This is a genomic window from Aliiglaciecola sp. SL4, from assembly GCF_041538045.1.
In the GTDB taxonomy this organism is placed as follows: domain Bacteria; phylum Pseudomonadota; class Gammaproteobacteria; order Enterobacterales; family Alteromonadaceae; genus Aliiglaciecola.
In genome coordinates this window covers 33,004-59,689 of the sequence record NZ_JBGOSE010000004.1, presented here as the reverse complement: position 1 = coordinate 59,689, position 26,686 = coordinate 33,004, and the positions used below count along the sequence as shown (strand labels likewise).

The 26,686-nt window shown below is 42.6% G+C and carries 19 protein-coding genes; 4 read left to right on the top strand and 15 right to left on the bottom strand.

The features are described from left to right. Window positions 1–136: 136 nt before the first annotated feature. Together AB6T38_RS07310 and AB6T38_RS07305 are read right to left on the bottom strand one after the other, a co-directional pair. Complete coding sequence (locus AB6T38_RS07310) at window positions 137–1,366, bottom strand: type II toxin-antitoxin system HipA family toxin (RefSeq protein ID WP_372546679.1); 1,230 nt, start codon at window positions 1,364–1,366, stop codon at window positions 137–139. Beyond that, a complete protein-coding gene (locus AB6T38_RS07305) occupies window positions 1,359–1,670 on the bottom strand; it encodes a helix-turn-helix domain-containing protein (RefSeq protein ID WP_372546678.1) in 312 nt (103 codons plus the stop codon). Before AB6T38_RS07305 ends, AB6T38_RS07310 begins: the two co-directional genes overlap by 8 nt. Before the next feature lie 762 nt (window positions 1,671–2,432). Here AB6T38_RS07305 and AB6T38_RS07300 point away from each other — a divergent pair. Beyond that, window positions 2,433–3,095, top strand: coding sequence for a hypothetical protein (locus AB6T38_RS07300; RefSeq protein ID WP_372546933.1), 663 nt, complete (start codon window positions 2,433–2,435; stop codon window positions 3,093–3,095). Here AB6T38_RS07300 and AB6T38_RS07295 read toward each other — a convergent pair. From AB6T38_RS07295 to AB6T38_RS07255, 9 genes are all read right to left on the bottom strand, one after another. After that, window positions 3,092–4,312 (bottom strand): ImmA/IrrE family metallo-endopeptidase, encoded by a 1,221-nt coding sequence (locus AB6T38_RS07295; RefSeq protein WP_372546677.1) that lies wholly within the window; start codon window positions 4,310–4,312, stop codon window positions 3,092–3,094. The genes AB6T38_RS07300 and AB6T38_RS07295 overlap by 4 nt on opposite strands. Before the next feature lie 9 nt (window positions 4,313–4,321). After that, on the bottom strand, window positions 4,322–4,606 hold the full coding sequence (locus tag AB6T38_RS07290; protein WP_001197622.1) for a type II toxin-antitoxin system HigB family toxin: 285 nt from the start codon (window positions 4,604–4,606) through the stop codon (window positions 4,322–4,324). A gap of 77 nt (window positions 4,607–4,683) precedes the next feature. Beyond that, window positions 4,684–7,236 carry a DUF2357 domain-containing protein gene (locus AB6T38_RS07285; RefSeq protein ID WP_372546676.1) on the bottom strand — a complete coding sequence of 851 codons (2,553 nt, stop codon included), beginning with the start codon at window positions 7,234–7,236 and terminating at the stop codon, window positions 4,684–4,686. 27 nt (window positions 7,237–7,263) lie between these two features. Next, window positions 7,264–9,543 carry an McrB family protein gene (locus tag AB6T38_RS07280; protein WP_372546675.1) on the bottom strand — a complete coding sequence of 760 codons (2,280 nt, stop codon included), beginning with the start codon at window positions 9,541–9,543 and terminating at the stop codon, window positions 7,264–7,266. Window positions 9,544–9,548: 5 nt separating this feature from the next. After that, window positions 9,549–10,847: a DNA cytosine methyltransferase gene (locus AB6T38_RS07275; RefSeq protein ID WP_372546674.1), complete on the bottom strand. Its 1,299-nt coding sequence runs from the start codon at window positions 10,845–10,847 to the stop codon at window positions 9,549–9,551. Continuing rightward, window positions 10,837–11,169, bottom strand: a complete 333-nt coding sequence (locus tag AB6T38_RS07270; RefSeq protein WP_372546673.1) for a helix-turn-helix domain-containing protein — start codon at window positions 11,167–11,169, stop codon at window positions 10,837–10,839. The genes AB6T38_RS07275 and AB6T38_RS07270 overlap by 11 nt, the downstream gene beginning before the upstream one ends. Window positions 11,170–11,201: 32 nt before the next feature. Beyond that, the gene (locus tag AB6T38_RS07265; RefSeq protein ID WP_372546672.1) at window positions 11,202–11,501 is read right to left on the bottom strand and encodes a hypothetical protein; all 300 of its coding nucleotides are present in this window, start codon (window positions 11,499–11,501) and stop codon (window positions 11,202–11,204) included. 230 nt (window positions 11,502–11,731) lie between these two features. Then, window positions 11,732–13,474, bottom strand: coding sequence for a DUF927 domain-containing protein (locus tag AB6T38_RS07260; protein ID WP_372546671.1), 1,743 nt, complete (start codon window positions 13,472–13,474; stop codon window positions 11,732–11,734). Then, window positions 13,461–13,703 carry a helix-turn-helix transcriptional regulator gene (locus AB6T38_RS07255; RefSeq protein WP_372546670.1) on the bottom strand — a complete coding sequence of 81 codons (243 nt, stop codon included), beginning with the start codon at window positions 13,701–13,703 and terminating at the stop codon, window positions 13,461–13,463. The genes AB6T38_RS07260 and AB6T38_RS07255 overlap by 14 nt, the downstream gene beginning before the upstream one ends. 436 nt (window positions 13,704–14,139) lie before the next feature. Here AB6T38_RS07255 and fic point away from each other — a divergent pair, with 436 nt between their 5' ends. Further along, window positions 14,140–15,243, top strand: coding sequence for a protein adenylyltransferase Fic (gene fic, locus AB6T38_RS07250; protein ID WP_372546669.1), 1,104 nt, complete (start codon window positions 14,140–14,142; stop codon window positions 15,241–15,243). A gap of 536 nt (window positions 15,244–15,779) precedes the next feature. Here fic and AB6T38_RS07245 read toward each other — a convergent pair. Continuing rightward, the gene (locus AB6T38_RS07245; RefSeq protein WP_372546668.1) at window positions 15,780–17,456 is read right to left on the bottom strand and encodes a hypothetical protein; all 1,677 of its coding nucleotides are present in this window, start codon (window positions 17,454–17,456) and stop codon (window positions 15,780–15,782) included. A 73-nt stretch (window positions 17,457–17,529) separates the two neighbouring features. Next, the gene (locus AB6T38_RS07240) at window positions 17,530–19,476 is read right to left on the bottom strand and encodes a PhoX family phosphatase (protein ID WP_372546667.1); all 1,947 of its coding nucleotides are present in this window, start codon (window positions 19,474–19,476) and stop codon (window positions 17,530–17,532) included. A gap of 558 nt (window positions 19,477–20,034) precedes the next feature. Between AB6T38_RS07240 and AB6T38_RS07235 the strand changes: the two genes are divergently transcribed. Next, a complete protein-coding gene (locus AB6T38_RS07235) occupies window positions 20,035–21,891 on the top strand; it encodes an ADP-ribosylglycohydrolase family protein (protein ID WP_372546666.1) in 1,857 nt (618 codons plus the stop codon). A 257-nt stretch (window positions 21,892–22,148) separates the two neighbouring features. Here AB6T38_RS07235 and AB6T38_RS07230 read toward each other — a convergent pair whose 3' ends face one another. Then, entirely contained in the window at window positions 22,149–24,761 is a 2,613-nt protein-coding gene (locus AB6T38_RS07230) for an ATP-binding protein (protein ID WP_372546932.1), read from the bottom strand. Between the two features lie 301 nt (window positions 24,762–25,062). Here AB6T38_RS07230 and AB6T38_RS07225 point away from each other — a divergent pair, with 301 nt between their 5' ends. Then, entirely contained in the window at window positions 25,063–25,251 is a 189-nt protein-coding gene (locus AB6T38_RS07225; protein ID WP_348491767.1) for a hypothetical protein, read from the top strand. A 102-nt stretch (window positions 25,252–25,353) separates the two neighbouring features. Here the strand turns inward: AB6T38_RS07225 and AB6T38_RS07220 are convergent, their stop codons facing one another. Beyond that, window positions 25,354–26,544 carry an HD-GYP domain-containing protein gene (locus tag AB6T38_RS07220; RefSeq protein ID WP_372546665.1) on the bottom strand — a complete coding sequence of 397 codons (1,191 nt, stop codon included), beginning with the start codon at window positions 26,542–26,544 and terminating at the stop codon, window positions 25,354–25,356. Window positions 26,545–26,686: the final 142 nt, after the last annotated feature.

Genomic DNA, 26,686 nt, shown 5'->3' with positions numbered 1-26,686 from the left:
GAAATTAAACTGCCCCAAGGAATGGGGCAATTGGGGCTTGGATTAACAAAATAAGCCACCAAACAGACTTCTCAAACACAGCTTTCAAGCCACTATGGCCGACGCCTCTGCATTTTTGTACACGTCGGTTCTCATGTTAGCGTAACGGTATGCTTCGCAAGTGCGTATCTATGGCTTCAATCATCGACTTGGTAAGCGGTAAATGCGCTTTTTCTTTCGCCCAGATTTCATGAAAGCCTGCCACTGTTTGCTTGGCGGTATCCAACACCAACTTTTCTGGTAGCATGGCTTTAGCCGCTAAGTGTGATAACTCATCCAGCGTGAAATCACTGAATTTTTTGCTACGACTCACCTTCAGCGACGCACTATCATCCGAGATATAAGGAATGGTCGAAACAAAGTCATAGGCTGGTGCTAGCGATGCAGTGCGCTTGTCTTTGTAGATCACAGACCAATTCTTCAAATGCATATCGGCATTACCAATTAGGGTATTGAAAACCAATCTGCGAGTAAATTCTGCGATGTCCTCCTCTTGACCTTCGATGCCTATAACCTGAGCAATATTCCGCATACTGGCTTTTTTGTATTTATCTTGAGGATAGACACCAAACACTTGTGCAAAATCTTCAATGTGTATGGCTTGTCCATCTGCACGGTCAAAGCGCTTGATCACAAACGCCTGAGCGTTTTTAAAAGAGCGGCCAAATTTACCAATGCCATCTGGGATATTAGCTATCTGGTTAATGGGGAGCAGCTGGGTCTCGGGCACATCCATACCTAACTTGCGCGCCAGCTCCATCATCGAATATTCATTTTCTGGCACAGCGTCAAACCGAGACGACGGCAATTTCACAACCCAAGAGCCACCTTTACCTGTCGCTGGAATCGTCAAGCCACCGTTTGCCTGTTGTACGGCTGAAAACTTCAATTGCACACCCGCCAATGAAAAACGCATAGGGGCTTCAATTTTCGTTTCATCGTCAATGTCTTGATACACATTAGGCGGCAGCGCTTCACCATCGGCCGGTTCAACCGTGATCGCACCTGCTAAATCTTGCCCTAGCACCCACAATAGAAAAAATTCCCGCGCTGGGTTCACTCCGGCACGCTCTGCCAGATAATTTCGCATGGTTTCTTCTGGCAAAAGGTTAGAGAAAAAGGGAGTTAACTTGGTTTGGGTCGGTTTAAAGTTAGTCAACAAGCCACCTAGCGAATCTTTAAAGCCAAGCCCTAACACAGGCCGCGATTCGTCATGAATGTACGAATCCATAAAGGCAAAAAGCGTTCTGTCATTGCCCACGTTAGTGATCGTTGCGATGGGTTCGCCATAAAGCAACACGTTGAGCGTAGAGACATGATTAGTCATCGTCGTCTTCCCCTAACTGATATGCGGGCGACATTATCTCACCTTCGTCGATGCTACCTTGGCTGCTTCGAATGATCGACTTGATAGCTGGTACAGATTTTTTTGGTGCGACAAATAACTCTAGGTCGAGAACACGGGCAAGTGCAATCAAACTGGACATTCTTAAATCAACACCGCCAGACTCGATTTTCGATATATGGCTTTGAGGCACACCGGAACGCGCGCTCAGCTCTCTCTGGCTAAACCCCTTACGTACCCGAGCTTCTCGAAGGCTTTGTAGTATCTGCTCTGTTACATAGCTCATTTCGATATACCTTAATGCATCACTGAAGATTAATTATATACAAAAACATATCACCCTAATCCAATGAACACAAGGTTGATTATTTATTATATATCATAAAGTGTATTTTGATATGTAATTATATATAATTATTAAGGCGCGTACTCACTTGCTGTGGACAGATGGGACAATGGGGTAGTAATTAGAGTGGCTAGTTTACAAAATACCTCGCTTTAAGACGATTCAACCACCCCTATTACCCACTTTGGCCAATTGATGCAATCTCCCCCCTGTGCGTCATTTGCCATTTCATGAGTTTAAACAGCCGCCACACACTTCCCCATGCCTTTATCCCCTTACGCCAAAACCACTATCCGTTTGGCTTTTGGATCGAAACGCCAAACAGGGAAATTTACCCATTTACTGTTTGGCTTCTCGATTGAAATCCAAAGCTGGTAGGCCTTGCCAGTACTGGCTTAAAGAAAGGTTTGGCACTTTTTGCCCCCTAAACCAACCTCGGCATCAAAGTACAAACCGTTTGATTTTTCCAACCCAGAATGCAAACGATCGTTTGGCGTCTCGATTTTTTTGCACTAGCCAAATGCCGCCAAACAGCGACGTATTGGACGATATATTTCAAACAGTTAGCCTCGCACAGGTCATAACGAAAAGCCGATTTGACTGATTAGTTTGATGGCCATTTCTTTCATCTATTTCACCACCGAGTCTGCACCCGACCACTGAAAATAGACGGCATGAAAAACCAACAAGGTGATAAGTGACGTGTTATGGGCAAGTGGTAACAATTGGGATAGAGAATGGATACAACAGGTGGTCGCTTTACTAGTTGGGCATGGCGCGTTTACCCTCTACCCAGCACTAAGCCAGTGCGAGAATGCAGCCGAACGTTTAACTCGCTGGCTGATACATCAACTGCCTCGCGTTAAACAAGCACACCCTGGCTGCCCGATTCACCAATGGCTGAATAGCATTGGCGCGCAAGTGATCGTAGAAAAATGGCAGAGCCCTGAGCAATGGCCAAACCTGTATTGGTTGCCTTTACCTGAGGTTGATGGCCACGCGCAAGGCGGCTTGATTTTGTTGCCAGCACATTTGTTACCTACATATAGGGATGGCACGTGCCAAACCAACACATTGCAAGCAAACACGCCCGCCAACACCTGTATCTTTTGGTGCATTACGCCTTTGTCTAAAACAGGAAAGCGGGCTACCTTGCACCCCAAACAGCAAAACCGCGCCTTTTGCCTGCCCAGTTCGCCGGAGCAAATGGGCAAATCATGTACGGGGTTATTACTGAGCGGTTTAAGAAAAGAAAGCCAAAAACGCAACGGCAACGTGATCAGCCACCAGATCAACCTAGCGCTGCTGCACCACCTTTGTGGGCCGGAGAATGATGTGTGGATTACTCAAGAGCTTATGGCTTAACGTTGAAAATAATCGCTAATCTTGTCACGGAATAAAGAACCAAACTTTTTATGATCGCCACTCTCAAAACGAGCTCGTCCAGCCACGATACAAGGTGATATTTGAAGCTCTTTTGCTAACTCCCTTACTTCTTCAGCGCTCGATAAACTGCTTCTGCACCAAATACTCTGTGGTATCAACGCCTCTCTAGCCATATCATCGGCTTGTTTCTCAATCTCATCAGCGCCCTGAGCATCTAAATCATCTAAATCATCTAAATCATCTAAGTACCAGCTTTCATTACCATCTAAGTGCAATGCAATATGTGCCATTTCATGCATTAGTGAAAACCAAAAGCTATCGAGACGATTGTGTCTTAAAGTGAGCGCTATAATCGGGTTGCCATCAATACCCATGCACACAGCACCATCCAAATAAGTTTTGGGTAGATGAGGCTCAATGATTACATGAATGCCTGACTTATTTAGAAACTCAATCGCTAGTAAAGGGCCTGACTCAAGCCAAGATAGCTTGGAAATGTTCTGCATCCATTCCAAATTCACAGTACCAGCGCGATATTGACAGGGTAATTTTTGTTCAGCGGCCTTCTGCAATACTCGAATTTGCCACGCCCACAGAGCGTAAGGATCTGTTTCCTTATCATTGGTACGAAGATGAGAAGACGCTCTCAACAAGGCAGGTTGAAGATTAAAGCCTGATTTTACGGAACCGATAAAATCAGACAAAGCCTCAGCTGCATATTCCTTTAACTCTTGTAATGAACCATTGAAGCTATCAAAGTAGCCACGCTTTCGCATTTCAGCTATCGGGAAGGCTTGCCAATCAACTTCTCTTTGAATTGCGTGCTTTTGCTCTGGCAATTGAATCAAAACATCAGCTGATATACCCAACCCACTGCTTAGCTTTCGGATCATGTTCAAGCTAAGGCTACGTGTTCCATTCAATATCTCGGAAACTTTTGGAGCTGATCCAATAAAAGGAATAAGGTCTCGATTTTTTAAACCTTGTTGTTCCATTCTAAATTTTATCGCTTCTATTGGATCGGGCTTACTAATTGGAAAATGATCTTCTTCGTACTTTTCAATTAATAATGCCAATACATCCATCTCATCAGATTCGGCTGAACCTGGCTGCGGATCCAAGTCCATTAATGACATTAATCGCATCAATGCTGACTCATGATCGTGTGCTGATTTGATTAATTTAATGTGACTCATCTTCCCCTCCTAAAAGCGTTGCTTATCATACTGAGCATGAGTACCAACCCACTCAATAACAGCAATGCCATTTTGATACCTGACTTTTACAACTAGTCTGTAATGGTTACCTTTGATATTAAATATAACTCTATTACCGTCTAGGAAATCTGCACTGCGGTAACGGTCTTTAATATCCTGAGGAGTTTTCCAACAAGCGCTTTGAGCTTCAGAAACCCATGCCTCTAAAGCTGACTTCACATTAGCGTGTTTTTTATAAAAATCGACAAGTTTGTCTTTACCTAAGACTTGCATACCACCTCAAGGTTCCCTTGGTGGGAATTATAATTAAAGTTACCAAAAAGGGAAGTTTTCTTTTCTATGTTTCACAATCACACCATTGCCGCTTCGTACACTCTTTCAACCTCGGTAAACTTAGTGACGCTCTCTAGGCGAGTTAAGGTTGTGAGTTTCATCGAGTTTTTCATTGGGCGATGTGGCACGTTGGTCACTGGCGTTTGCAGTGACAGTGGTTTACCTAACTCAAATAAATAATACAAATCAGCAGAACCTGACTTCTTACCCGCTTGATCTTCAGTAATGGCGTAGCGTGGTAACACTGTGACTCGTTTAACCGGCCAAAGTTTGTCAATTTGCTTGGTTGAGCTTTGAGTATCTGAGGTAGACGCCAACGCTAAATAGCGAATTTCCTCGGCAATATGCTGCTTAAATTTCTGCAAAAACGTGCTTTGCGGCAGGTGATACCACTGCGCTGTACCTTGCTCAAATTGTTCAAAGTAGCCATTATCACGGCCACGTTGCCCACCCAATGCCACTGTCATCGTCAAATCAGGATACAGTACTTGGCGCATGCCGTAATACGGTATGCGTGCAGCGTCTTGTACGTAGAGCCTTTCCGCCATGCCAGCCACAGGATACATGGCCTCATTGCCTTGCCCTGTTTGTGCATTCGGCGCTGTGCCAATTTGCGCTTGTAAGAACTCTAGCAACCACTGGTGGCCGGAATAACTACTCTTAGTTTGGGTTGGTTCAGTTTGACTAAGTTCGTTTTGGCTAGGCTCATTTTGACTAGGTAAGAGGGCAAATGCGCCAATACCCACTTCTTCTATCGCGGCTGCGTATGGGTTGGGTGTTGCAGCTTGATCAAAAAAGCCTGGGTATAATGCAAATGCACCAAAAACTGGACGGCTTTTTTTAGGAGATTGGCCAGTGTTTCCACTTGATGGTGATTTAGAGTCGTGAGGTTCTGATAAACGAATCAAAGCATCCCGATAACGGTGCATTTGGTTGATAGCATCGTCTGGTACGTAATCCTTACTGTCAATATCTTCGCTATTATCATCAAAGCGGTTTTTATCGGTTTTAATGCGGTACTTGGCATCAAATAGCCAAATAAACTGCTTTTCTTCTGATGAGCCTGAGTCTGATTTTGTTAAATGGGCGCTTTTAGGCAGTGTTACTTCCAACACAATATCCGGCTCTTGGCTAACCAAGTAGGAACGGATCGACTTTCCTTTTTTGGTAAATTTAGGCTCATGCGCCAGCCTAGCCGTCACGCCATCGCTGCGTTTAAAACCAAAAGCACCGGCAAAACCATCTTTAAGTTGGTACTCAAAAAAGTCATTTGGGGCGAGCTTCGTCGCACTGTTTTCCACCAACTCAAAGCCAAGATCCTGCTCTAAAATCTGTTTCAAACACAAAAAGCACCACACTTCGTAAATCTCGGCCACTGATTTCATTGAAATGCTCGACTGATTGCCAAACACATCTAAATAAAATTTCAGCTCCTGCCAAATACGATACACCGCGCTGTAACCGGTTTTTTGCTGTAGCACTAACGACTCACGGTTTAACCCTGTGTATGCGCCAACTTCTTTTAAAAAACTTTGCCCTAGCACTTTTTGCAGCGGTTGCTGCCAACTATGTAGCTCATTTAAAAATGAATCCGACAACCGTTGCCGTTCTGGCGCTTGGTTACTTTGCCTAAGCTTTTGTTCAAACTCCGCTAATTTCCGCTTGCTTTTACTCACCGCCATTTTGATAAAGCGGTTTTCTGGGGTATCAACACTCAGTTGCTTTTTTTCGACCGCGTAGCGCTTATCGTACTGGCCATTAGCAAAGTCTTGCTTGACTTGCTCGGCTAACTTATGGGGTAAGCGGCCTTTTAATTTGGCCGCTTTGATATTGGCAACCGTTGGTTGCAAACGGCTATGCGGGGCAGCACAAATCACTGTTAAGCCTTGTTCAAAACGTTCCCTTAATGCGGCAAAATTAGCCAACCACATTAGTGGAAAATGCCCACGATGCTGGCTGGTTGCTGCGTCTTGTTCAGTTTTTTCTACCAAGCTAAAGCGCCAAAGGGGGTAAACTTTGTCGATGGCTTGATACATGGCGGGTAAATCTTGGTGCAGTGCCATTTTGGTTGGCAGCACTTCAAAAGCAATATTTTGAGTCTGTGTTTTGCCATTGTGCTCAAAGGTAAGTGGCAAACGTAACCAGCCCACATCATTGCCGGTATTAATAGTGCCAGTTAAACGTGCACTTAAGCCGTCTTCACTGGGAGTAAATATAAATGCATCACAAACAGTCTTAGAGCGGTGATTTAGGCTTGCCCATTGTACATTTTTAAGAAAAATCCACTCTACTTGATACAGTGTGTTCTCAAAAAAAATAGGGAAGTCTAAATTGATTTGATCAGTGTGGTTAAGGTCTTCTACCGCATTCAGAAGTGAGCATGAACCATCGACAAAGCCTCGTGGTTGCTCGCTAAGTTTTATTGTAGGAGCAACCTTTACAAGAACATCAGAATTTGTGCATTGGCGAGTAAGCAACGTTTTACTTAAGGTTCGGCTTCGGCTTTCAATCGATGCTGCTTTGACGGTAAATAAAAATTCGTCTGTTTTTAGCCTTAATAATTCTGGCATGCGCTAACCCTCCTTGAAGCCAATTGTTTAAGGCCAGAAACTGGTAAAAGTAGCACTAGCTAATCGCTCGCTCATCCACTTCAACTTCGCTTTTGAACGACAAGGTATACGAAGTACTTTTTCCTCATCAGTAGCACCATCGGCCACGATTTTCTCGCGATACAAGTCAGGGCGTTGATTAGCTTCGTCCGTTTCAGACGCCAACCAAATGGGAGCTAGCTGATTAGCTAGCACAGTATCAAGTTCAACCAACAAGGCCTTGCCATCAGATGTAGTGAGCTTATCGGTATCGCCCTCGATTCGCGGCAGCACTTTACACATCATAAAGTCGTCCCATACGGCTTTTAGGGTCAAGTCATCTTGAGGTTGGCAGCTTGCAACAGCGAGAAGAAGTTCATTTAAAGCACGAAATGCTAATTCAAACGGCGTATTTTGTAGCACTTCATTAACAGCCGATAAAAACGCAACGGTTTTAGCGCCATCCACATCAAAGGTATTGACCAAATCCGCTTTACAGGCGTTTGACCAAATAGGATAGCTAAGGCGCTTATTGCAACTTTTCGGAGTTCCAAAATCAGCAAACTCATCAAACTTATTTGGGAAAAACGCACCAAAATCAAAGCTCAGCGCTCGGTCAATCACCTTGCGTGAAAAGCCGTGAGTGGTTTCATCCATATTCACCGTGCCCGCGACAATCAAGTTGAATGGAATGCTGATGCCGTGTTCTAAAAAGTAAGCCCAAATGTCTTTTTCTAGCGGTGTTGTTAAATCTAAGCCAAGATCTTTGGCTAAAAGGGTAGATGGTTTTGCGTTAATCTTTTCTGAGTTGTGGTCTTCGCCAGAGTTGCTATCCAAATCTTTGAAAATATCTGCGCTGAGCAGTGGATCGCACTGATAGACATAATCGCGGTTAGAGTTTGCTGATACATCAGGGTCATTCCAACAGCGCGTTTCTAAAATCGACAGGTAGTCTGCAAAGTATTGTTCTACGGGCGCTAAATTCATTTCATCTAAGCAGAGCCAGTAGGGCGGAATGTCTTGTAAATCACGACCGGTCCAATCAATAGCTTTGTCATTGGCATCAAAATCAATTGACTTAATAATAGCCTTCCAAGCGCGAACGATGAAGCGCAGCACGTCGGTGGCAATATATTGTGGTTGTTGGCCAAGGCGAGAAACATAACCCAGTAAGTCACTCGGTTCGTGCCAATCAGGACGGACTGAGACTAAACAATAGGTTTCGTCAAACTGGCCAGAAGTTTTAGCTTGTTCACGCACAAAACGGGTTTTACCTGTGCCTGAAATGCCTGCGAGAAGGAGGAAGGGTTTGGGTAAGCTCGTATATGAATTGGAATGCTCTTCAGCCAAGAACTCGGCTAGTTTTTTACAAGCTGCACTATACATAGAATTACCACTTTTATCGGCTTGCAACCATTCAGCTACTTGCTCAAGTTCCCTTAACGCCTTTAATACTTGTTGAGAGTCTAATTGATAAAAACTAAGTACATTGCCGGTGATATTACTTATGAACCTATCACAATAAGCGATTCCTGATCCCGAATAAGACGATACGGTTTTTTCAGATAAACCTTTACTTAGCATCCATGACTTAAATTTTTCTCTAATCGATTTAATAACCAAATCAACTTTAACTTTTGGACTTCCAACCGTAGAGGACAAGTCGAATTTATCTATAAAGTCAAAATCATAAATTGAAATTATCTTTTTTATTTCCGTAGCTGCATACAGTGTCTGACCAAAAGGTGCACCACTCAAATCTCCCGCTTTTTTCTTTACAAAAGAACCATCAAATTTGATGGTTAATGATTCTGGAGTCCCATCATAACTTAATAACAAATCAGCTTTTGTTACGTGACTGGCTTGATTGAAATCTGATTCATCTAGATCTTCTATGAATAGTGATTCAAAAATATCGTTTGGAATTAAACTGGCTTTTGATTTAAGTTCGGCAAAGCTATCTAGCCAAAAAAGTGACTGCATAACTTTATTTGCAGAAACTTTATTTCCTTTGAGAAAATAATCTTTTACTTGATCGACCCAATCATTTGTGAGCAATGCAAACCAGTACTTATCTGAATATGACGACTGTGCATCAGATAGGTAGAAAGCGTCATCTGCAAACTCTGAAAACCGCTTCATATCTGACTTTAGATAAGAACCATTTCTCTTTCTTTCTACAACACATATCAAAAACAACACTAATCCCATAAAGGTATCAGGCTTTTTTATGTTTTGTTCTACATAGGTTCTTGCTTCTCGGATTTTATCTAAAGACAAGTATGTCATAATAATCAGTCCTTAATTTTTATAATATTTTCAATAATTTTTTGAACAACATTAACTGTTACGGAATTACCTAGTTGCTTATAGGCTTGTGCTTTGGATACTCTGAAATGAAACTCATCAGGGAAGCCTTGAAGACGCAACGATTCTGTTACAGATAGCTTTCTTTGAATATCCCACAATTTCGGGACTCTATTTGCAATAATCGTGGGGGCATAGGTTTCTAAGCAAGCGTAAAAAGCTTCTTGTATTTGAGTTTTTGCAACGTCTCCGACATGAAACCTTAGAGAACCATCAGGCTTCAAGAAAGAAAATACTCCATGCCTTCCTTTCTTCGTATGAGGTTCATACATTGAGTTGTCATGCTGAACTCTTTCTTGTTTTTCATAATTATCAAAATGATATTTAATTCTGTTTTTTTCAAAATCCGTGATTGATAAAGACTGATCATCTTCACTTAAGTTAATTATATCTTTAAGTTTTGTTTTCCTATCTTTAAAATCTGGAAATGAAAAATCAGTAATACCTAGGTCCTTTCGAATAGCAACGCAGTACCACCTTTCACGATATTGAGGCACGCCATAATCATAGCTGTTCAAAATAGTCCAATGAGGATCATAACCTGCCTCTTCTAGCGCTTTGAGCGCTATAAACATAGTCTCCCCTTTATTATGAGATTTAAAACCTTTTACGTTCTCTAAAAGTGCAAACTTTGGTTTTTTTTGCTCCAATATTCTAAGAACATCGAAAAATAACGTGCCTCTTGTTTTATCCTCAAAACCTTCACAACGCCCTGAATAGCTGAATGGTTGACAGGGGAATCCAGCTAATAAAACATCATGATCCGGGATGTTTTTTTCCTGAACTTTTGTTATGTCACCGAATGGATACTCCCCATGATTACATGAATATGTATTCTGAGCGAAAGAATCGAACTCTGAAGAAAATACACAAAACCCACCATTGGCTTGAGCACCCAACCTGATTCCACCAATTCCCGCAAAGAGATCAATAAAACGAAACTTAGCATCCATATTTGGCTTTAGCTTTAAATGCCCAAAAACTAACTGAAAAAACTTATCTCTTGATTGAAAAAAACCATTCATAGTTAATAAATATTCGACATCTATTTTCAATTGTTTTGGACTAGCAATGGAAATATCACAATACAATTGGCTATCTGTCGCTATCGCATGAATCCATTGATCAATAACTGCCTGTGCTTCGGTTCCTTCTGGTACATGCTCTATTACTAACGGTCTAATAAGCTCTTCTGCTTCTTGAAGCATATATGGTTTACTGGTCATTATTCACTACTACTAAAAATTCTTGATGGATGACTATAGGGCTAAGCATATTTTTTATACTTTGCATTTCAACCAATTTGTACTTACCCAATGTTTTCAGTGTTCTCGACACATTACTGACCTCTCGGCCAGTCAACGTGGCCAGTTCAGTTACTGATTTCGGTTGTTGTTCGGCGATTACTTTTAACAACTGCTGGTTTTCTTTGGACAGCACATTGGCAATCGATTTCAGCGAGTCGAACCAGATATCAACGGGGAAATCGGGGTCAGGCGTTTGCCCTTTAATCCCAATCACGCAACGCGGTTGTTTGAGGTTTTCCATATTTCTCTACTGACTAAAATTGAAGATGAAACCTAAGAATGGAAATAAGCGATCAAGTCTTTAACATCATCGGATCTAAAAATATCGCTTTTGGATATGTCGCTGTAAATTTCGGGGCTTTCATCATCCCCTTCGTTGATGGCACAGCTTATGGCATATCTTGGTAAGTCATCACTCTCTCGATACTCAACATTTTGGTGCTCAACCCAAAGCAAATAGTACTCACCACCCTGATGGAAGTAGAAAGATGCACAAGTATCATTTGGTGATGTATTGTTAGCCAGCGCTGTCGGTATATCGTTAGAATTGAAGCCCAATTTAAGATCTTCCATTACGCGCCCTCATAACTGTACATTTATACATAAATCATATCTTATCATCTACTGATTAGATCTCAAGATTATTTTCAATCATTCAGTGCAGTCGCAATCGCCGATCACAGTAGATGTACCACCAGTGCTCTAGCGGTATTGTCTGCCTTAGCCTTTAATCCTCGCCCAGCCCTTAGGTTGACTGGCGGTACACTGCAAGGCGACAAGCCTACACAGGATTCATCGCCTTTTTAGTCATCCAAGATGCTGCCTTTAACACAGTACATGCGTGGGCGGGTGTTGTCGGGCAGACTGACTTTACGCTGTGGTCGGTTACCATCGGGGATTAGATAGCCTGCGGCCATCAGCGCTTTGGCAGCGCGATCTGGGCTGAGGCCTTCGGTGGCTTCACGCCAACCGGTTGGGTAAAACAGGTAGAGAGTTTGTGGGCCAGTAGTATCAAGCCAACCCGCACGTTGACGTACTTGGCTGCTGTAACCGGTTTGTTTGGGTGTAAAGCGGCTTTCGCCATGCTGCTCAATAAAACTGCGCACCTGGCGAATAGCTTGTTGGTCTTCATTGGCAGCCACACCACCACGGGCGAGTATCCATTGGTTAAGCAGTCTTAAACAGGCGGTTTCGACACTTTGGGTTGGCCAATCGAGCACCTTGGCTTGAATGGCTAACACCCCTGCGCTGGCCAGTAAGGCAAACTTTTCGGCGACCCGGCGCACTTGGCCGTCTGACTCGGGAGGTAAACTGGCTAAAAAGCGTTGGCGTACGTTTTGGAAAACGGGGCGCACCTGCGCGCTGTGCTGCGTTAAATACCGTAACCAGTCCAAGGCCAAGCTGCCGTAATGCTGGCGACTTTGCTGTTTTAGGAGATCGGCTAAATCGGCTGCGTTCATACCATGGCTCTGGTTAAACACGCCCATTTGCGCTCCAGCATCGGCACTGAGATCAATCACGCGCACTTGTTGCCCCGCTTTTACACGCTTGCCGATACTGGCCAGATGGCTTTCAAGCGTTACTTCACCAGTAGATAAAAACACCAAACGCCAACGGGCGGGTAAGCGCATTTCACCGTATTTGCCTGCACGAGTTTTACCTTGGCCATTAGCAAGCATATAAGCAACATCGCCCGCTTCTTTTGGATCAACTTCGCCCATTTCATCGAGCGCCAGTAAGGCATCGTTATGGGCTAATGCAGTGCCTTCTAAACCGTTGGCCGTGGCACGCCAACTATGGCGCAGCTGATTAGGTTCGCCCCACACCGATAATGCCGGATACAACGCTGCGGTTTTACCAGTACTGCTGGCACCGTAGAGGTGTAAACCAAAACCATCTACTCCGCACAAGTGCAACAAAGGCGCGGCCAGTGCAGCGCAGGCACCAACGATTAATAGCGGGTTATCCAGACAATAACGACCAACGTGCTGCCGCCAACTGTCGCTACTACCTTGTTGAATAAAGCCTTCTATCGGGTTCATGGTTTGCAGCACCATGCGCGGGTTGTTGCTGTGTTCACCTGGGTAAAAGGTGAGGCGCGGATGCACATAAGCGTGATGATGCCAGCCAATGCAGTTCACGCTGATGGCCTTTTGCGTAGCCAGTTCGCCCATTTGTTGAATAAACAGCGAGAGCAACTGCCGCGCTTTGACACTGTTGCTTAGCCGCATGCCTCGGCTGAGTAGTATTCGTCGGTACTCGCTCCCGTCTCCAGCCAAGAGTTCTGCGGGCATGGCCCAATATCGATGTCGATTGTCATCGTCTAACCAGTGCAATAAATAACCGTAGTTTTCCCCTTGCGGATCGCGAGTGCGTGCCGCTACTTGCAACCAAGAGCAAATTTTAACTGGGCTATCTTGCCCTGCTGGTTGCATCACCAGCCAGTTTTGCGCGTTATAGGCAAAACCAGCCGGTAATGTTGGCGCGTTGCTATGCATCTCACTGGCAGGTAACGGGGTTGGTACTGATGGTTTATCCGCGGTCATAAGCAACACCGACACGACGGGTTTCAATCCACTGGTCGATATCGCTTTCTAACCAGCCCACAGCACGCGCACCAATACGAATGGATCGCGGAAATTCACCATTGGCCATCAGGGCATAAATGGTGCTGCGGCCAAAGCCTGTTTTTGCCTTTACCTCGGGCAAGCGCAAAATCCGCTGCTGACGCGCTGAGTATACCGAGTTTGAGGGGGATTGTGTGGTTGGGTTCATCGTTTGCTTCCTCACTGATCTGTTAAGTTCAGTTAGGAGTTTGACAGTACTAAACGGACGCAGTAGGCAGATAAATGTCCAGATCGTGCAGCTTTCTGAGGTTACAGGTAGCTATCTGCCCCAGAATTGACATAATGCCCCAAATAATAATTGTTCTGTGGGCAGGGTTGGTACGTGGCTAAATTGCGTGAATTAAGGCTTTGCCCATACTGCCCCAAAAGCCCAAGGGATGGCGTACTGCTTTGAAGTTTCCTACTCAACACTCGGTTTCGGTGAGACGTATGGATTGAGTGTTGATATGTCGAGTGTATCGACATACAAGAAAGTCATGTCGAAAAAACAGTAAAAAATCGACATATGAAATTGATATGTCGATCTAATCGACATAAACTGAACCAATAGTTCATTTATGTCGATATAAACTGGAAATTTAAACATGACTTGGCAAGCAGAGCAGCCTTACAACCAATTACCCACATTACCGCCAAATCTAAATTCCATAGAAACGAAGGCCGTTCTGAAAGCCTGTATTTCTGCACGCGCCGCTGTAGCAGAATTAAAAAAGGCAGGGGAACTCATACCTAACCAAAGCATGCTAATTAACTTATTGCCTTTGCTGGAAGCAAAAGACAGTTCAGAAATTGAAAATATTGTCACCACTACCGATAAGCTTTTTCAGTATGCGCTAGAAGATAAAGGCGCTGATCATGCAACAAAGGAAGCTTTACGCTACAGAACAGCGTTATATCAAGGTTATATACAACTTGAGAGAAAGCCGCTTTGCGCAGCGACTGCCATTGAAGTATGCAGTACGTTAAAGCACTCCGAAATGGATATTCGTAAAGTACCGGGGACTTTTATAGGCAACCAGACGACTGGGGAAATTATCTATACCCCGCCTGCGGGAGAGAACGTTATCCGCGACTTGTTAACTAACTGGGAGCGGTTTCTTCATGATGACGATGATATAGATCCATTAATTAAGATGGCTGTTAGCCATTATCAATTTGAAGCTATACATCCATTTTATGATGGGAATGGTCGAACAGGACGTATTTTAAATGTTTTGTACCTTATTGAGTGCGGTCTTTTAACGCTACCTATTTTGTACTTAAGCCGTTTCATCGTTCATAACAAACAAGACTATTATCGCCTATTGAACCAAGTGACCAAAGATCAGAATTGGGAAGATTGGCTGTTATTTATGCTAAAAGGTGTCGAGCAAACTGCCATATGGACTAGTGATAAGATCACAGCGATTAGGGCACTTATGGAAAGTACAACCGATTACATAAAAGCACAGCTACCTAAAATATATAGCTATGAGCTAGTTCAGCTTATTTTTGAACAACCCTACTGCCGTATCAATAATCTAGTTGAACGTGACATTGCAAAACGCCAAACTGCTTCAACGTATTTAAAGCAGTTAGCGGATATTGGTGTGCTGCAAGAAATAAATTCCGGTAAGGAAAAATTATTTGTACACCCGCGATTGATGACGTTAATGACAAAAGATAGTAATAGCATCAACGCATTTTGAGCGTAAAAAATGGCAAAGCTATGTTGACGGGAATCGTGCTCGATAAAGCCCTTCAAAACTGCTATGTTTTAGCTCTAACAGCAGCGTAAAAACGGCACTGTTTTTCCATTGCTAACCACTAAGATTTAGTAAAAGCCATAGGCAAGTGGTGGGCAGTTTGGTGAGCAAACAGGCATTTTTGAACGGTTTCTTTTCGATAACTCATTGAGTTTATTAAGGTCTAGGCCGCTGCTCAATGAGCAGATTCAAAACATCGAATAGTTTTTTACCCGTCCAAGAATGTCTTAAAAGCCCTGTTATTTAGTTGTAAATACAGGGCTTTTTTATTTTTCCCGTCCAAATCGGTTTGCAGATTTTCGCATCGAAGTCACCAACATTTTATGCCATCTCCACTTATCGCGCTGCTTTCATTTGCGCCAGGTTGGAGCTAATTTGATTTAATGACTTTCATTTCTTTAGGGGTGTACCAGTTGATGTAATAGCAGCCTAATCCAGTGTAAAGAAAAGACTGCTGATTAATAGGGTAAATTATTAAGTTAAAATGCGCTTAACGCTTCTTTAATACCGGTTTCTTGATTCAACTTTACTTCTTTAAATACAACTTGGCCGGCAGGACTTAGCAAGGGCGCTTTGCCTAGTTTAAAGCTTTGTTCTTCAACAATCGTTTTGTACACTTTGTTTAAATTAAGTGCACGTTGTTTACTGGGCAACATAAGTACAGCTATATCCTGATGTAACCTGTCGAACATGTGCTCTTTAGGCTGACCATCTTCATCAAAAAATTTGGCTTTAACCTCATCATTGGCGCGAAACTCATCACCTGTAGGGTTATGTTTTAAGTAATAACTGTATTCATACTCACCATCACTCTCACGCTTAGGTTCGGGAACACCTTGCATGGGCTTTTGTAGCCAGTGATACCAACCACGTTGAAAACTTGAATTGGGAAATTTACGATAAAATGAAATATTGCTGTCTATCATTACGCCTGTCCCCCCATGACAGCCAGTACAAGTAATTTGCTCTTCATAGGTTTGAGGACGAAGATCACCTTGATAATCTTCTATAAAACCTTGGTAATTCCAGCCCTGAGCCACATTCACACCTTCTTCCGCACTCCCTAATACGGTTTTGGTACGATCGGGAAAATCATGGCGTTCTTTAATTTCGGCATTTACGATAACTTCCCATTGGTAATAAGTCATCCAACTGTGTTTTTTGGCATAACGTAGCTCTTTCATGCGTGGCGCCATTTTTACCTGATCATTATTATCAATGTCCAGATAACGTACCGAATGCAAAAATTCTGTGCCTTCAGGAAAGAGTTTTGCTGCAATGTGTACGTTGCCGCTTTGTTGTTCGACTTTGGCTTTACCCACATAAGACATAAAGCGTTTTTCTAGTGGCGCCCAGTCATATTTAATCAGGGTTGCTGTACTAAGTTCACCATTTTTGTCCAAATCGACACCCAGTTTGTTTTCATCACTGGGCTCAATAGGCACATCCTGCTCCATAATCATGGACTCTACAATTGCCATGTTTATTTTATATATACTGAGATCAAATTCACCATGCTTGTTTTGTTGAAAAGCAGGTGCTAAGCGAATGCTGACATCGTCGGTGGAACCGTTAGTAGGCATAAAGCTGCCGGGCAGGGGGTAATAGGCATAACTACGCCATCCTGTGTAATCACCATTGGGAGCACGATCAAACCCTTGATTATCAAAATTAAAATAACTGTCAGGCACGTATCCGTCCCAGTGGTTATTGCTGTTCGCATCAAAATGCTTGATGTCGTCCTTTAAACGTTTTTTCAGACGTATATTGCCTTGCTCATCAAAATAATTATCCTGTCTGACATAGGTTAATATCTGCTCGTCTGAAATATCCGCAATCAGCTTACTACGGTCTTTAAACAGGTTTTTCCATGGGTTTTTTAATACGCTGGTTGGAAAAACATAATTTAGCTGCACATCAATATCATTCAGCACATTGGGCCGCTTGCTCATGGTATGGCAGGCATAACATGGATTAACTTTTTGATTTTCTGATACTTCAGGTTTGGTATAACACTGTGCAGGAATATATGGACTTGGATGGCTTAGAACATCGTTATAAATCACATCCATTTTTTTCGCTGATGCAGGTAACACCATTAGCAACGTTGCTACCCCAAAACAACGAACAACTACTGATGGGGAATTAAAGAACATGGCAACCTCCAGATAGGAAAAAGGGGGCAATTACCCCCTAAACTTTTAAAGATTATTAGTAACTGAACAGAAATTATTCAGCTTTAGCTGGAAATGGACCCACGTAACCAGTGTATGCACGACCTTCACCTGTACCTGTGTCTTTATCGCCATCAGATTCACCGTAAGGGTGTTGAACCACACTCATCAGATATGCCCATCCATTTATGTTTGGATACCAGTAAGGTGACGTGGTTTCTGAACCATAAGGAGTGGTTTGGATGCGAGTCAGGCTGCCCGCATCTAAATCATATGACCAAATAGCATCGTTTTGATGACCGCTACCTGTATCTTCACCAATAATTAACTGATTGTGACCTGCCATGTAGGTAACGTTATCTGGATTAGCGATACCATTGATATGACAAGAGTTGTTGCCTTCAAATCCAGCTGCTTGTGGATCTTCAACTGATACAGGACGACCCGAAACCAGCGCTGTCATATCTTTAACAACCGAGCTGGAGCTAATCGCGTTGCCGTCAGTATCGTTCATTGCATCTGTAGCGACATTTAATTCGTAAACAGTACCGCAATTGTTTTGTGAAAGTTGAATATCGCCTTCTCCATCGCTCATGCCTTTCCCGACTTGAGACATAGCAACATAAACCTTGTTACGATCCGGAGCGAAAGTAACACCTTCTTCTTTACGGAACTCAGTCGTAGCCCCCATTAACGCGGCATAACGACGTGTCTCCATACGTGAAGCAGCTTTTTCCATTCCTGCACGAAGCTCTAAACACTCAGTTTTTCCGTTGGCACTGATAGTAGTACAGTTTTCGGTATCTACGTCGAAAATATCAGTGAAACTCAATGCCACTTCCGTTGATGAACCATGTACATAGTCACCAATTTCAGAATCAGTCGCATGACCAAGATTTACCCAAGACAGGTCAGCAGCACCGCCATTTTCAGCAGATGTTTGATTCCATTTTGCAGAATACAAAGTACCAGCACTTAAATCACCGGCAGTATCAGCTACAAACATGAAGAAGCCAACGTTGGTACCATCATCTGTCATGTAAACCGTTTTCGAATCAGGCATAACGTAAGATAATTCGAAGGCTAAACGACCCATTGCATAATGCTTGCTCAAGTCGGTTGTGGCATCTTCGCTAACTTCAATTTCAATATTCCAGCCGTAGAAATATGGATTAGTATCACCTACTAAACCCATGTATTCATTCATTCTTGAAGCGCTAGCTGGGTTTGACGCATCTGGTTCATATTCTTCAGAGGCCAAATGGGTAGTCCACGGCGTGACAGATGCGGCACAGTGTACCCAACCACCGTCAACACCAGACTGGTCAATTTGACTCATGTTTTTAACACTTAATTCACCTGACGCCTGATCCTGATTTAACTCCATTAAGAACATAGAACCAGGGAGTGATTCCATTTGAGATACAGAGAATAATTTGTCGCCAATAGGTAATAAAGAAGTATGCTCATTGGCATCAGATACTTTACGTGCACCATCTTCGCCAAACATGGGCTGACCGTATTTATCGATTAGCTGACCAAAAACAACGTCGCCAAAACGATCCCCTGAGCGAGCAAGAATGTGATAGCCTGCATCTAAGGTTTTCTCTTCATTACCATCAACCACTTTAGCCTGAGCTACCATAATCTGGCGTTTTTCATAATTTGTAAGTGGTGCGGCAACTTCTTCGAATTTAATTTGAGCGCTAGAAGCAATCATTTGAGCAGAGGCATTAGGAGCTGAACAAACGCTTGATTCACTTTGCACTTCTGCAACGTCCAGTTCACCATTAGCGTTAGCGTCAACCCCTGCTTGTAATAATGTAGAGCCGTATGGGCAGGCTTCATTTGCTTCTTGGGTTACAACTTTAGTTAGTGCTGATGTGCCATCAGTGCCGTTTACACCATCTTTGCCATCGTCGCCACATGCAGCAAGTAAAACTACGGGCGTAGTAATCAAAAGCGCGCGAATAGATTTAGCCAGTTTAGACTCAATCATCATTTTTATATTCCTTGTGATAAACATCAATATAGTTAGTTTTAGTGTGAGATCGGCGGAGCATTAGCGTTTCAAATCATTCTGGATAGAGTCGGAGTGCATAGCCCTGATCAATTCGCGCCGAAGTCTAGCAAAGTAAAAGTGACGTTCACTTGACACAAATATGAAAGTTTAATGATAAAAATATAACGGCTATTGCTCAGCGGTTTTTACGAGAGGAGTGCAGCTGAATACTGTATGGGTTATCTCCAGTACACCGTTTTATTCAGTAAGTTATTAAGTTTGTTAGGGGCTAGGCCGCTACTCAATGGGCAGATCCAGAATATTGAGTAATGCTTTTCAGGTTATTCATTTCTTATTAGACGATTTAAAACACACCGTTAGAATACAATCGTCTGGTTTAAAACAACCGCCGCATATTAGTAAAGGGGGGTTAAATCTCAAGCTCTGAAGGGTTGATGTCGTCTATGTTTATCGAGATTATTTAGGTGAATGATTAAGTGATCCAAGGCAACTTATAAATTTTTTCTGCTGCTCTGGTTAATCAATAAGGGACATATTATGACTAGTTTTGTCGCATTGAAAATAAACACCGAAACTTTGCAAAAATGGAGCCTCCCCGAGCAAGAGTATTTTCTACCAACTGAAGCCTTAATAGCGGCCGCAAGTAACCAAGGTAAATTGCTGCCTGAATTACTACTTCACGGATTACAAACAAAACTTAATGACAAAGAGATTGATAAAGCCAAATTACTCCCTGGTTTAGAAGCTTTGTGTTACGTCCTTTATGAGCCAGAACTTGAACAGGGAAGTGAATGCGCAGGCGTTGATTGGAGCCTAAAATATGGTTCGATTGACTTAGCCAAAGACGAAATAGTAACAATTCAGTGTAGAAACCGCTTAGTTGCCGCATTTACCTTGAAAGACAGTCAATTAGTCATGTGTGCTTATGAATTTCTAGATGATAATGCATTATCGATGGTTAAGAGGATTTGCAGTGATTTAGATCCCGCTGGCAGAGCATGTTCCCCAGAAAAGAAATTTAAATACAACATTGATCGCTCGGGAAAAATTTCCCAAGCGTATGCATCAGATGCAGGCAATAATTACATTAGTTATTGGCAGTATGGTCTTGGAAAATCATTCAATGGTGAGATAGTGGAAAATTGGCGAAAGCTAATTGACCTTACCGCCATTCCATCGATGCATACCGGTACACAATTGCAAGTTCGCGAGTTTTTCCACCAGCCAGGTTTCTGTTTTGAAAAATACATGGAAGCACTTAACATCCAACCACATCTAGGAAATACAGCAGAGCAAAACGCAAATGAAGTTCGAGATAAATTCCTTGGCTGTATGCTTGGCGGGGCAATCGGTGATGCGTATGGTGCGCCAGTAGAATTTATCTCACGGGAACGGATTTTAGCGTTGCATGGCGATAAAGGTGTTACTTCGTTATTGCCAGCCTACGGCAAAGTGGGTGCTATTACCGACGATACTCAGATGACGCTTTTTACCGCTGAAGGTTTGTTACGAGCTTATGTGAAAGGAAAACGCGAAGGAAGGACGTCGTGGTTAGGGTGTATTGGTCATGCTTATCAGCGCTGGTTGCAAACTCAATCCCATTCATCCCCGAGTGATTTAAGGGTAATTACAGACGGCGTACTTTGGCAATACCCAGAGCTCCACGACCAACGCGCCCCAGGGAATACCTGTTTGAATGCCCTTAGCACAGCAGGAGAATTTGATGAGTTGGCCCTAAATGACAGCAAAGGTTGTGGCGGTGTGATGCGTGTTGCCCCCATTGGATTATTTTGTTGGCGCGAGAAAACGAATTTCACCCTTGAGGATTGTTTTAAGCTTGGCTGTGATGCGGCGCAACTTACCCATGGTCACCCCACTGGCTATTTGGCCTCAGGGGCATTTTCCGCCATCATTTATCAAATATTAGACGGTTACACCCTAGTAGATGCGACACTTTCGGTTATCCCAATACTTAAAGAGCAACGAAACGCTGACGAAACCATTGATGCAATTGAACAGACTCTAAGGTTATCGAAAACACAATGCAATTATGCAAACGCCATTCAACAAATGGGTGAAGGCTGGATAGCAGAAGAGGCGCTAGCCATTTCATTGTATTGTGCAATAGTCGCCAATGATTTCAATCACCTAATGAGCATATCCGTTAGCCACGATGGTGACTCCGATTCAACTGGTGCTATCTCCGGAAATCTATGGGGAGCGCTTTATGGTTTAAATAGTATTGATGAGCAGCTCGTTCAACAGGTGGAATTAACCGAAGCTATCCGAGACATCGCTAAAGACTTATTTGAATTTCCAACTTGGGATATAGGCCGTTACACATCTGATAGAGCTTTAGACAACTTTATTCAGGACAAGTATCCAGGAAGTTAATAGGATCTAAGGATCCTCTATTGGCTTGCTAAGGCAAAATCTAGTGAATTAGATGCTAGCAGTAATCGAGAATCTAAATAGTACCGTTATTACAATGGAATGTTCGCTTTTGTCTCGGCTGTTGCTGTATAGGCTATCACCTTACTTCCTTGTTTTAAGCCCTGGGATTGCTTGTGGAGATTAGGTCTAGATTGAGCATAGACTAAACTTAGGTTGGGACTAAATTGCAGTATAACTAAATGAATCGGGTGCACGAGTTAGTGGTTACCCGCGCAGGCTTCTCTCATTAGTTGTTTTAATTGATTAAGGCTGTCTATTGCATTGCTAAAGTGCTCTTGGGTAACGTTATCTTCGACTTGTTTCGCCAGTTCACTAATACGGTCAAAGCCATAGCTGCCGGCAGAGCCTTTTAATTTGTGCATGAGCTGCTGCACTTGGTGCCAGTCTTGCAGGTCAGCTGCAGCTTGCATGTCGGCAATTTTTGACTCAAAACTATTTTTATAATCTTCTATTAACCGTTCAAACTCGTTACTAGGCTGGACACCTTGGTGTTCAACTTGATTGTAGGTTTTTAAATCCATTAGTTCGGTTAATTTTGCATAAAATGCTTCGGTTTTAATGGGTTTACCAAAATGTGCCGTTGCGCCGGCTTGCATCACTTGTTGAATACTTTCGCTGTCGACATTAGCGGTCAGCATTAAAATAGGACATTGCACTCCAAACTCTAACAACCGCTGAGTGGTTTCTAAACCATCCATATCGGGCATTTGCATGTCCATTAAAATCAACTCAAAACGATGCTGTTTAGCCAGTTCTAGGGCTTCAAAACCGCTGCTTGCTAAACTCATTTTTACACCGGTTTTTCTCAGTAGGTAAGCCACTAATTGTAAATTATCCTGGTTATCGTCCACACACAAAATGTGGCCAGACAAACGTGGGATTTCCACGTTGTTGTGGCGATACTCCATGGCAATGTCGTCCGCCTCTTTTTGCGAGGTTAACATAGCTCTGTTGTGAGCTTCAGCCCAAGGGAGATACACAGCAAATTGGCTGCCTTCTCCTTCTTGTGAGGTCACTTTGATGTGCCCGCCCATAATTTCAATCAGCTGTTTGCTGATATATAAACCTAGTCCTGTGCCGCCGTATTTACGATTAATCGCTGAGCTACCTTGGGAAAACGCGGTAAACAAGCGTAATTGTTGCTCTTCGCTCATGCCCACGCCACTGTCAGAGACCACAAAAATCAGGCGTCGTTTATAACTATCAAAATAAACCTGTAATTCCACTTTCCCTTCGTCGGTAAACTTAATGGCGTTGTTGCATAAATTAAGCAATATTTGTTTTAGACGAGTTGGGTCGGTATTGATAAAGCGCGGCAAAGGGAAATGCAGTTGCAGATTAAACTCTAAGCTTTTTTCTGCGGCAAAACGGCGCATGTAGGACTGAACTTCATTTAACAAACTCACTGTACAGGTATCGATATTTTGCAGGTGAATTTTGCCCGCCTCGATCTTCGATAGGTCTAGTACATCGTTGATAATATTGAGCAGGTATTGACCACTACTATTAATTGCTTGGGTCGCTTGCTGCTTCTCCTGATGACTTGCTTGTGCATCATCTAGCACTTGGGTATATCCAATAATGGAATTTAATGGCGTGCGTATTTCGTGACTGACGTTGGCTAAAAAACGGTTTTTTGCCTCATTGGCTGACTTCGCCAATTCTTGTTCTTTTTGCACAATTTCAATTTGATATTTGGCTTTATTGGTTTGCCTAATTTCTTCCGCCTGATCCTTTATCTTTTGTTCACGCTCCATAACAGCGTGCTGCATATTGCCAAACTCTAAGGCTAATTCACCCAGCTCACTTTTCTCAGAGACCTGAATGGTTTCATTGTACTTCCCACTGGCGACCAATTTGGCAGCATCAAGCAAACGCCCCACAGGTCGGGTAATACTGCGGGCAATATAATACGAACCCATCACCGCCAACAATAAGCCCACGGCAAAAAACGGCAGCAACTCAAACATAAACTGCCGCAAAGTTTTCAGCCATGACTGAATCGAATCTTGTAATACCACTACAAACTGCCGTCGATTATCTTCAAACAACATAAATGGCAGTAATACAGTGTCATGGGTGTCTACAGTTTGAAACTCAATTGATCGGCTTTGGTCTGGCAGCATTACACTGCTTTTTGTAATGGCTTGATTGAGGAAGTCATCGTTATTTATTGTTGATAAGGGCAGTAATGCCTGATTGTCACTAACAACAGTCAGGTTAATATCCAAGGAAATCAGGCTTTTAATACGGTTAAACAAACTTAAATTGAGCTTTTTCCCCATAATCAGCCAACCAATCACACCGGGCGCTCGAATCGGTTCAGCGGAAACTAAAAAGGGATGCTCCCCCATCATAGTGATCCAGGCTTGGTGTTTTTGCTCGTCACTTAATTCTCGACCCAAGGCCTGTACAACTTCATCGTCTTCACCTCCATATTGGGAGATAAGGGTAAACTTTTTGTCTAACACCAAAGCAACGTCGGCATCAATACGACTACCAAAATTAAATAAAATTGTGCGGATTGATTCTGAATCTTCTCCTTGACCAATTGCGCTGCGCAGAGCCCAGTCTTTAGAAACCGTTTCGACGTTAAGATCAAGTTGGGACTTAGCGTTAGCAAGTTCATTCAAAAATACATTACGGCCGACACTCAAACGAGACAAAAACTGACGTTCGGCTTGATTATAAGCCGCGTTATAAATACTCAGAAGGGTTAACGCAAATACCATACTAAAAAGACTCACTACTAATACAAAAATTTTGATTTGTAGTGGGGTCCAGATTAAATGTTTGCGTTTACTTAGCATTGGTTTCAATTTAAACCTAATCAGTTAATAAATAATCAAGAAGTTGAAAATCAACAGGCCTTTCAAGTCATCAGTAACAGACTCTAACAAAATGACCCGAACCTTTATGAATTACTTTCAGGTAATTCAGTGTCGATTTGACAGATTCTGTCAGACTTTTTGACAGCTCCCCTAACACCCACCTACCCTTAAAAATCACAACCCTATGTTTTTAAACAAGATTAAAAACATGGTTCGATTTATGCTGTATAAGAAAAGTACAGTTTTTTTGATTGGTAACCCCAGAAGTATCAGGTGATGTATGTCTTGTTTAACTCGTAAGTTGCAACAAAATTTAACACGTTATGTCAAAAAGCACAGCGCTTATATAGCAGATAAGCCAGTGGCAAGTGTAAAAGAAGAGTTAGTAGATAAAGGCCTGTGTCCTTCGCACATTACTGATGATCAGATGCGCGAAATCTTACGATGTGCTTATGGCAACGATAGATAGTTAGATAGATAACAAGTACCTAGCCATCAAGTTTAGACAGTGGCTATGATATTGTTGGTTATCAGCCACAGCCCTGTGAGTGTTATCCATCTGCACGTCAAATTATATGGCAATGTGCTGGTCAAAGTAGCGATTGAAATCAATATCGAACTGACTAGGCTTCACGCCTTTTTCTACTTTCATTTGACTCTGCGCTAAATCAATATCTTTTATAGGTAAGTAGTTTTGGGTGCGAGCAGAATAAAACACTTTCACGACAGGCTTTAAAGGTGCAGATTCATTACTTGCCACCACCATACCAACCTGTTCGTTATTTAATTTCACTAAGCTGCCTACAGGATAAACACCCACGCACTTAATAAACATCTGCACAAGATCCAGATCGTATTTAACGGGTGAGTCGCCCAAAAGTATTTTTAGCGCTTTTTGGGAAGACATGCCTGATTTATAACATCGGTCGGCGGTTATGGCGTCATAGGTATCTACGATTGCTATCATGCGACCATACTTACTAATTTCTTCACCACGTAAACCTTCAGGATAACCATACCCATCTAGACGCTCATGGTGCTCTGACATTATTTTAATAATATGTCCTGGCAGCCCCATTTCTTCTAAGGTTTGTATGCCATGAAAAACATGATCACGCATAATATTCATTTCGGGATCGGTCAGGCGACCAGCTTTATGCAAAATACTATCTGGAATTTTAATTTTACCAATATCGTGTAAAAATCCAGCCAAAGCGAGTTCTTGCACTTCTATTTCTGGCAACTCGATAAATTGCGCAAAGTTGGCTAACAAAATGGCCACGTTAAGCGAGTGTTCTAGTAGATAACTATCTTTTTCACGTATTTTAGTTAAGCACATCAATGCATTGGGGTTTCGGTCGATAGAGCCAACCAACTGCTCAGTAAATTCTTTAGGTAGCTTTAAATCAACAGGTAAGCCTTTGGCTACCAATTTGAGCATCCTGTTTTGAATGACTTTACCTTTTTCGTGTAATTGCTTAGCTACTTCAATTTCCGCATCAAAGGTAATATGCTCTTTAGAGGAGCGGGGGTCTTGTGCTTGAGAGGTTAAGGAAGAGTCGACGTCAGATTCGGGCTCGGGTGTGAATTCCTTGCTAGGATCGATAAGAAGTCGAACAATGCCTTTCTTTCTGAGTTGGTTAACAATAGCGCGTTTGAAAACCTTTCCTTGGCTTTTAATTTTCATATTGCCACGCTGTTCAACTATCGCTTGAACGAACATACCTGGCTTTAATTCATCAATTGAAATTTCTTTTAACACGTTTCAAAAGCTCGATGATTAAAATACATACGCTTAAACATAAACTACACCGCCGTTTGGCACAAGAAAACTCTATGTAATCTTTAAAACTATCAGATGTTTATTGCAATCAAATATGCGTCAAATTGAATGCTTTTTAAAC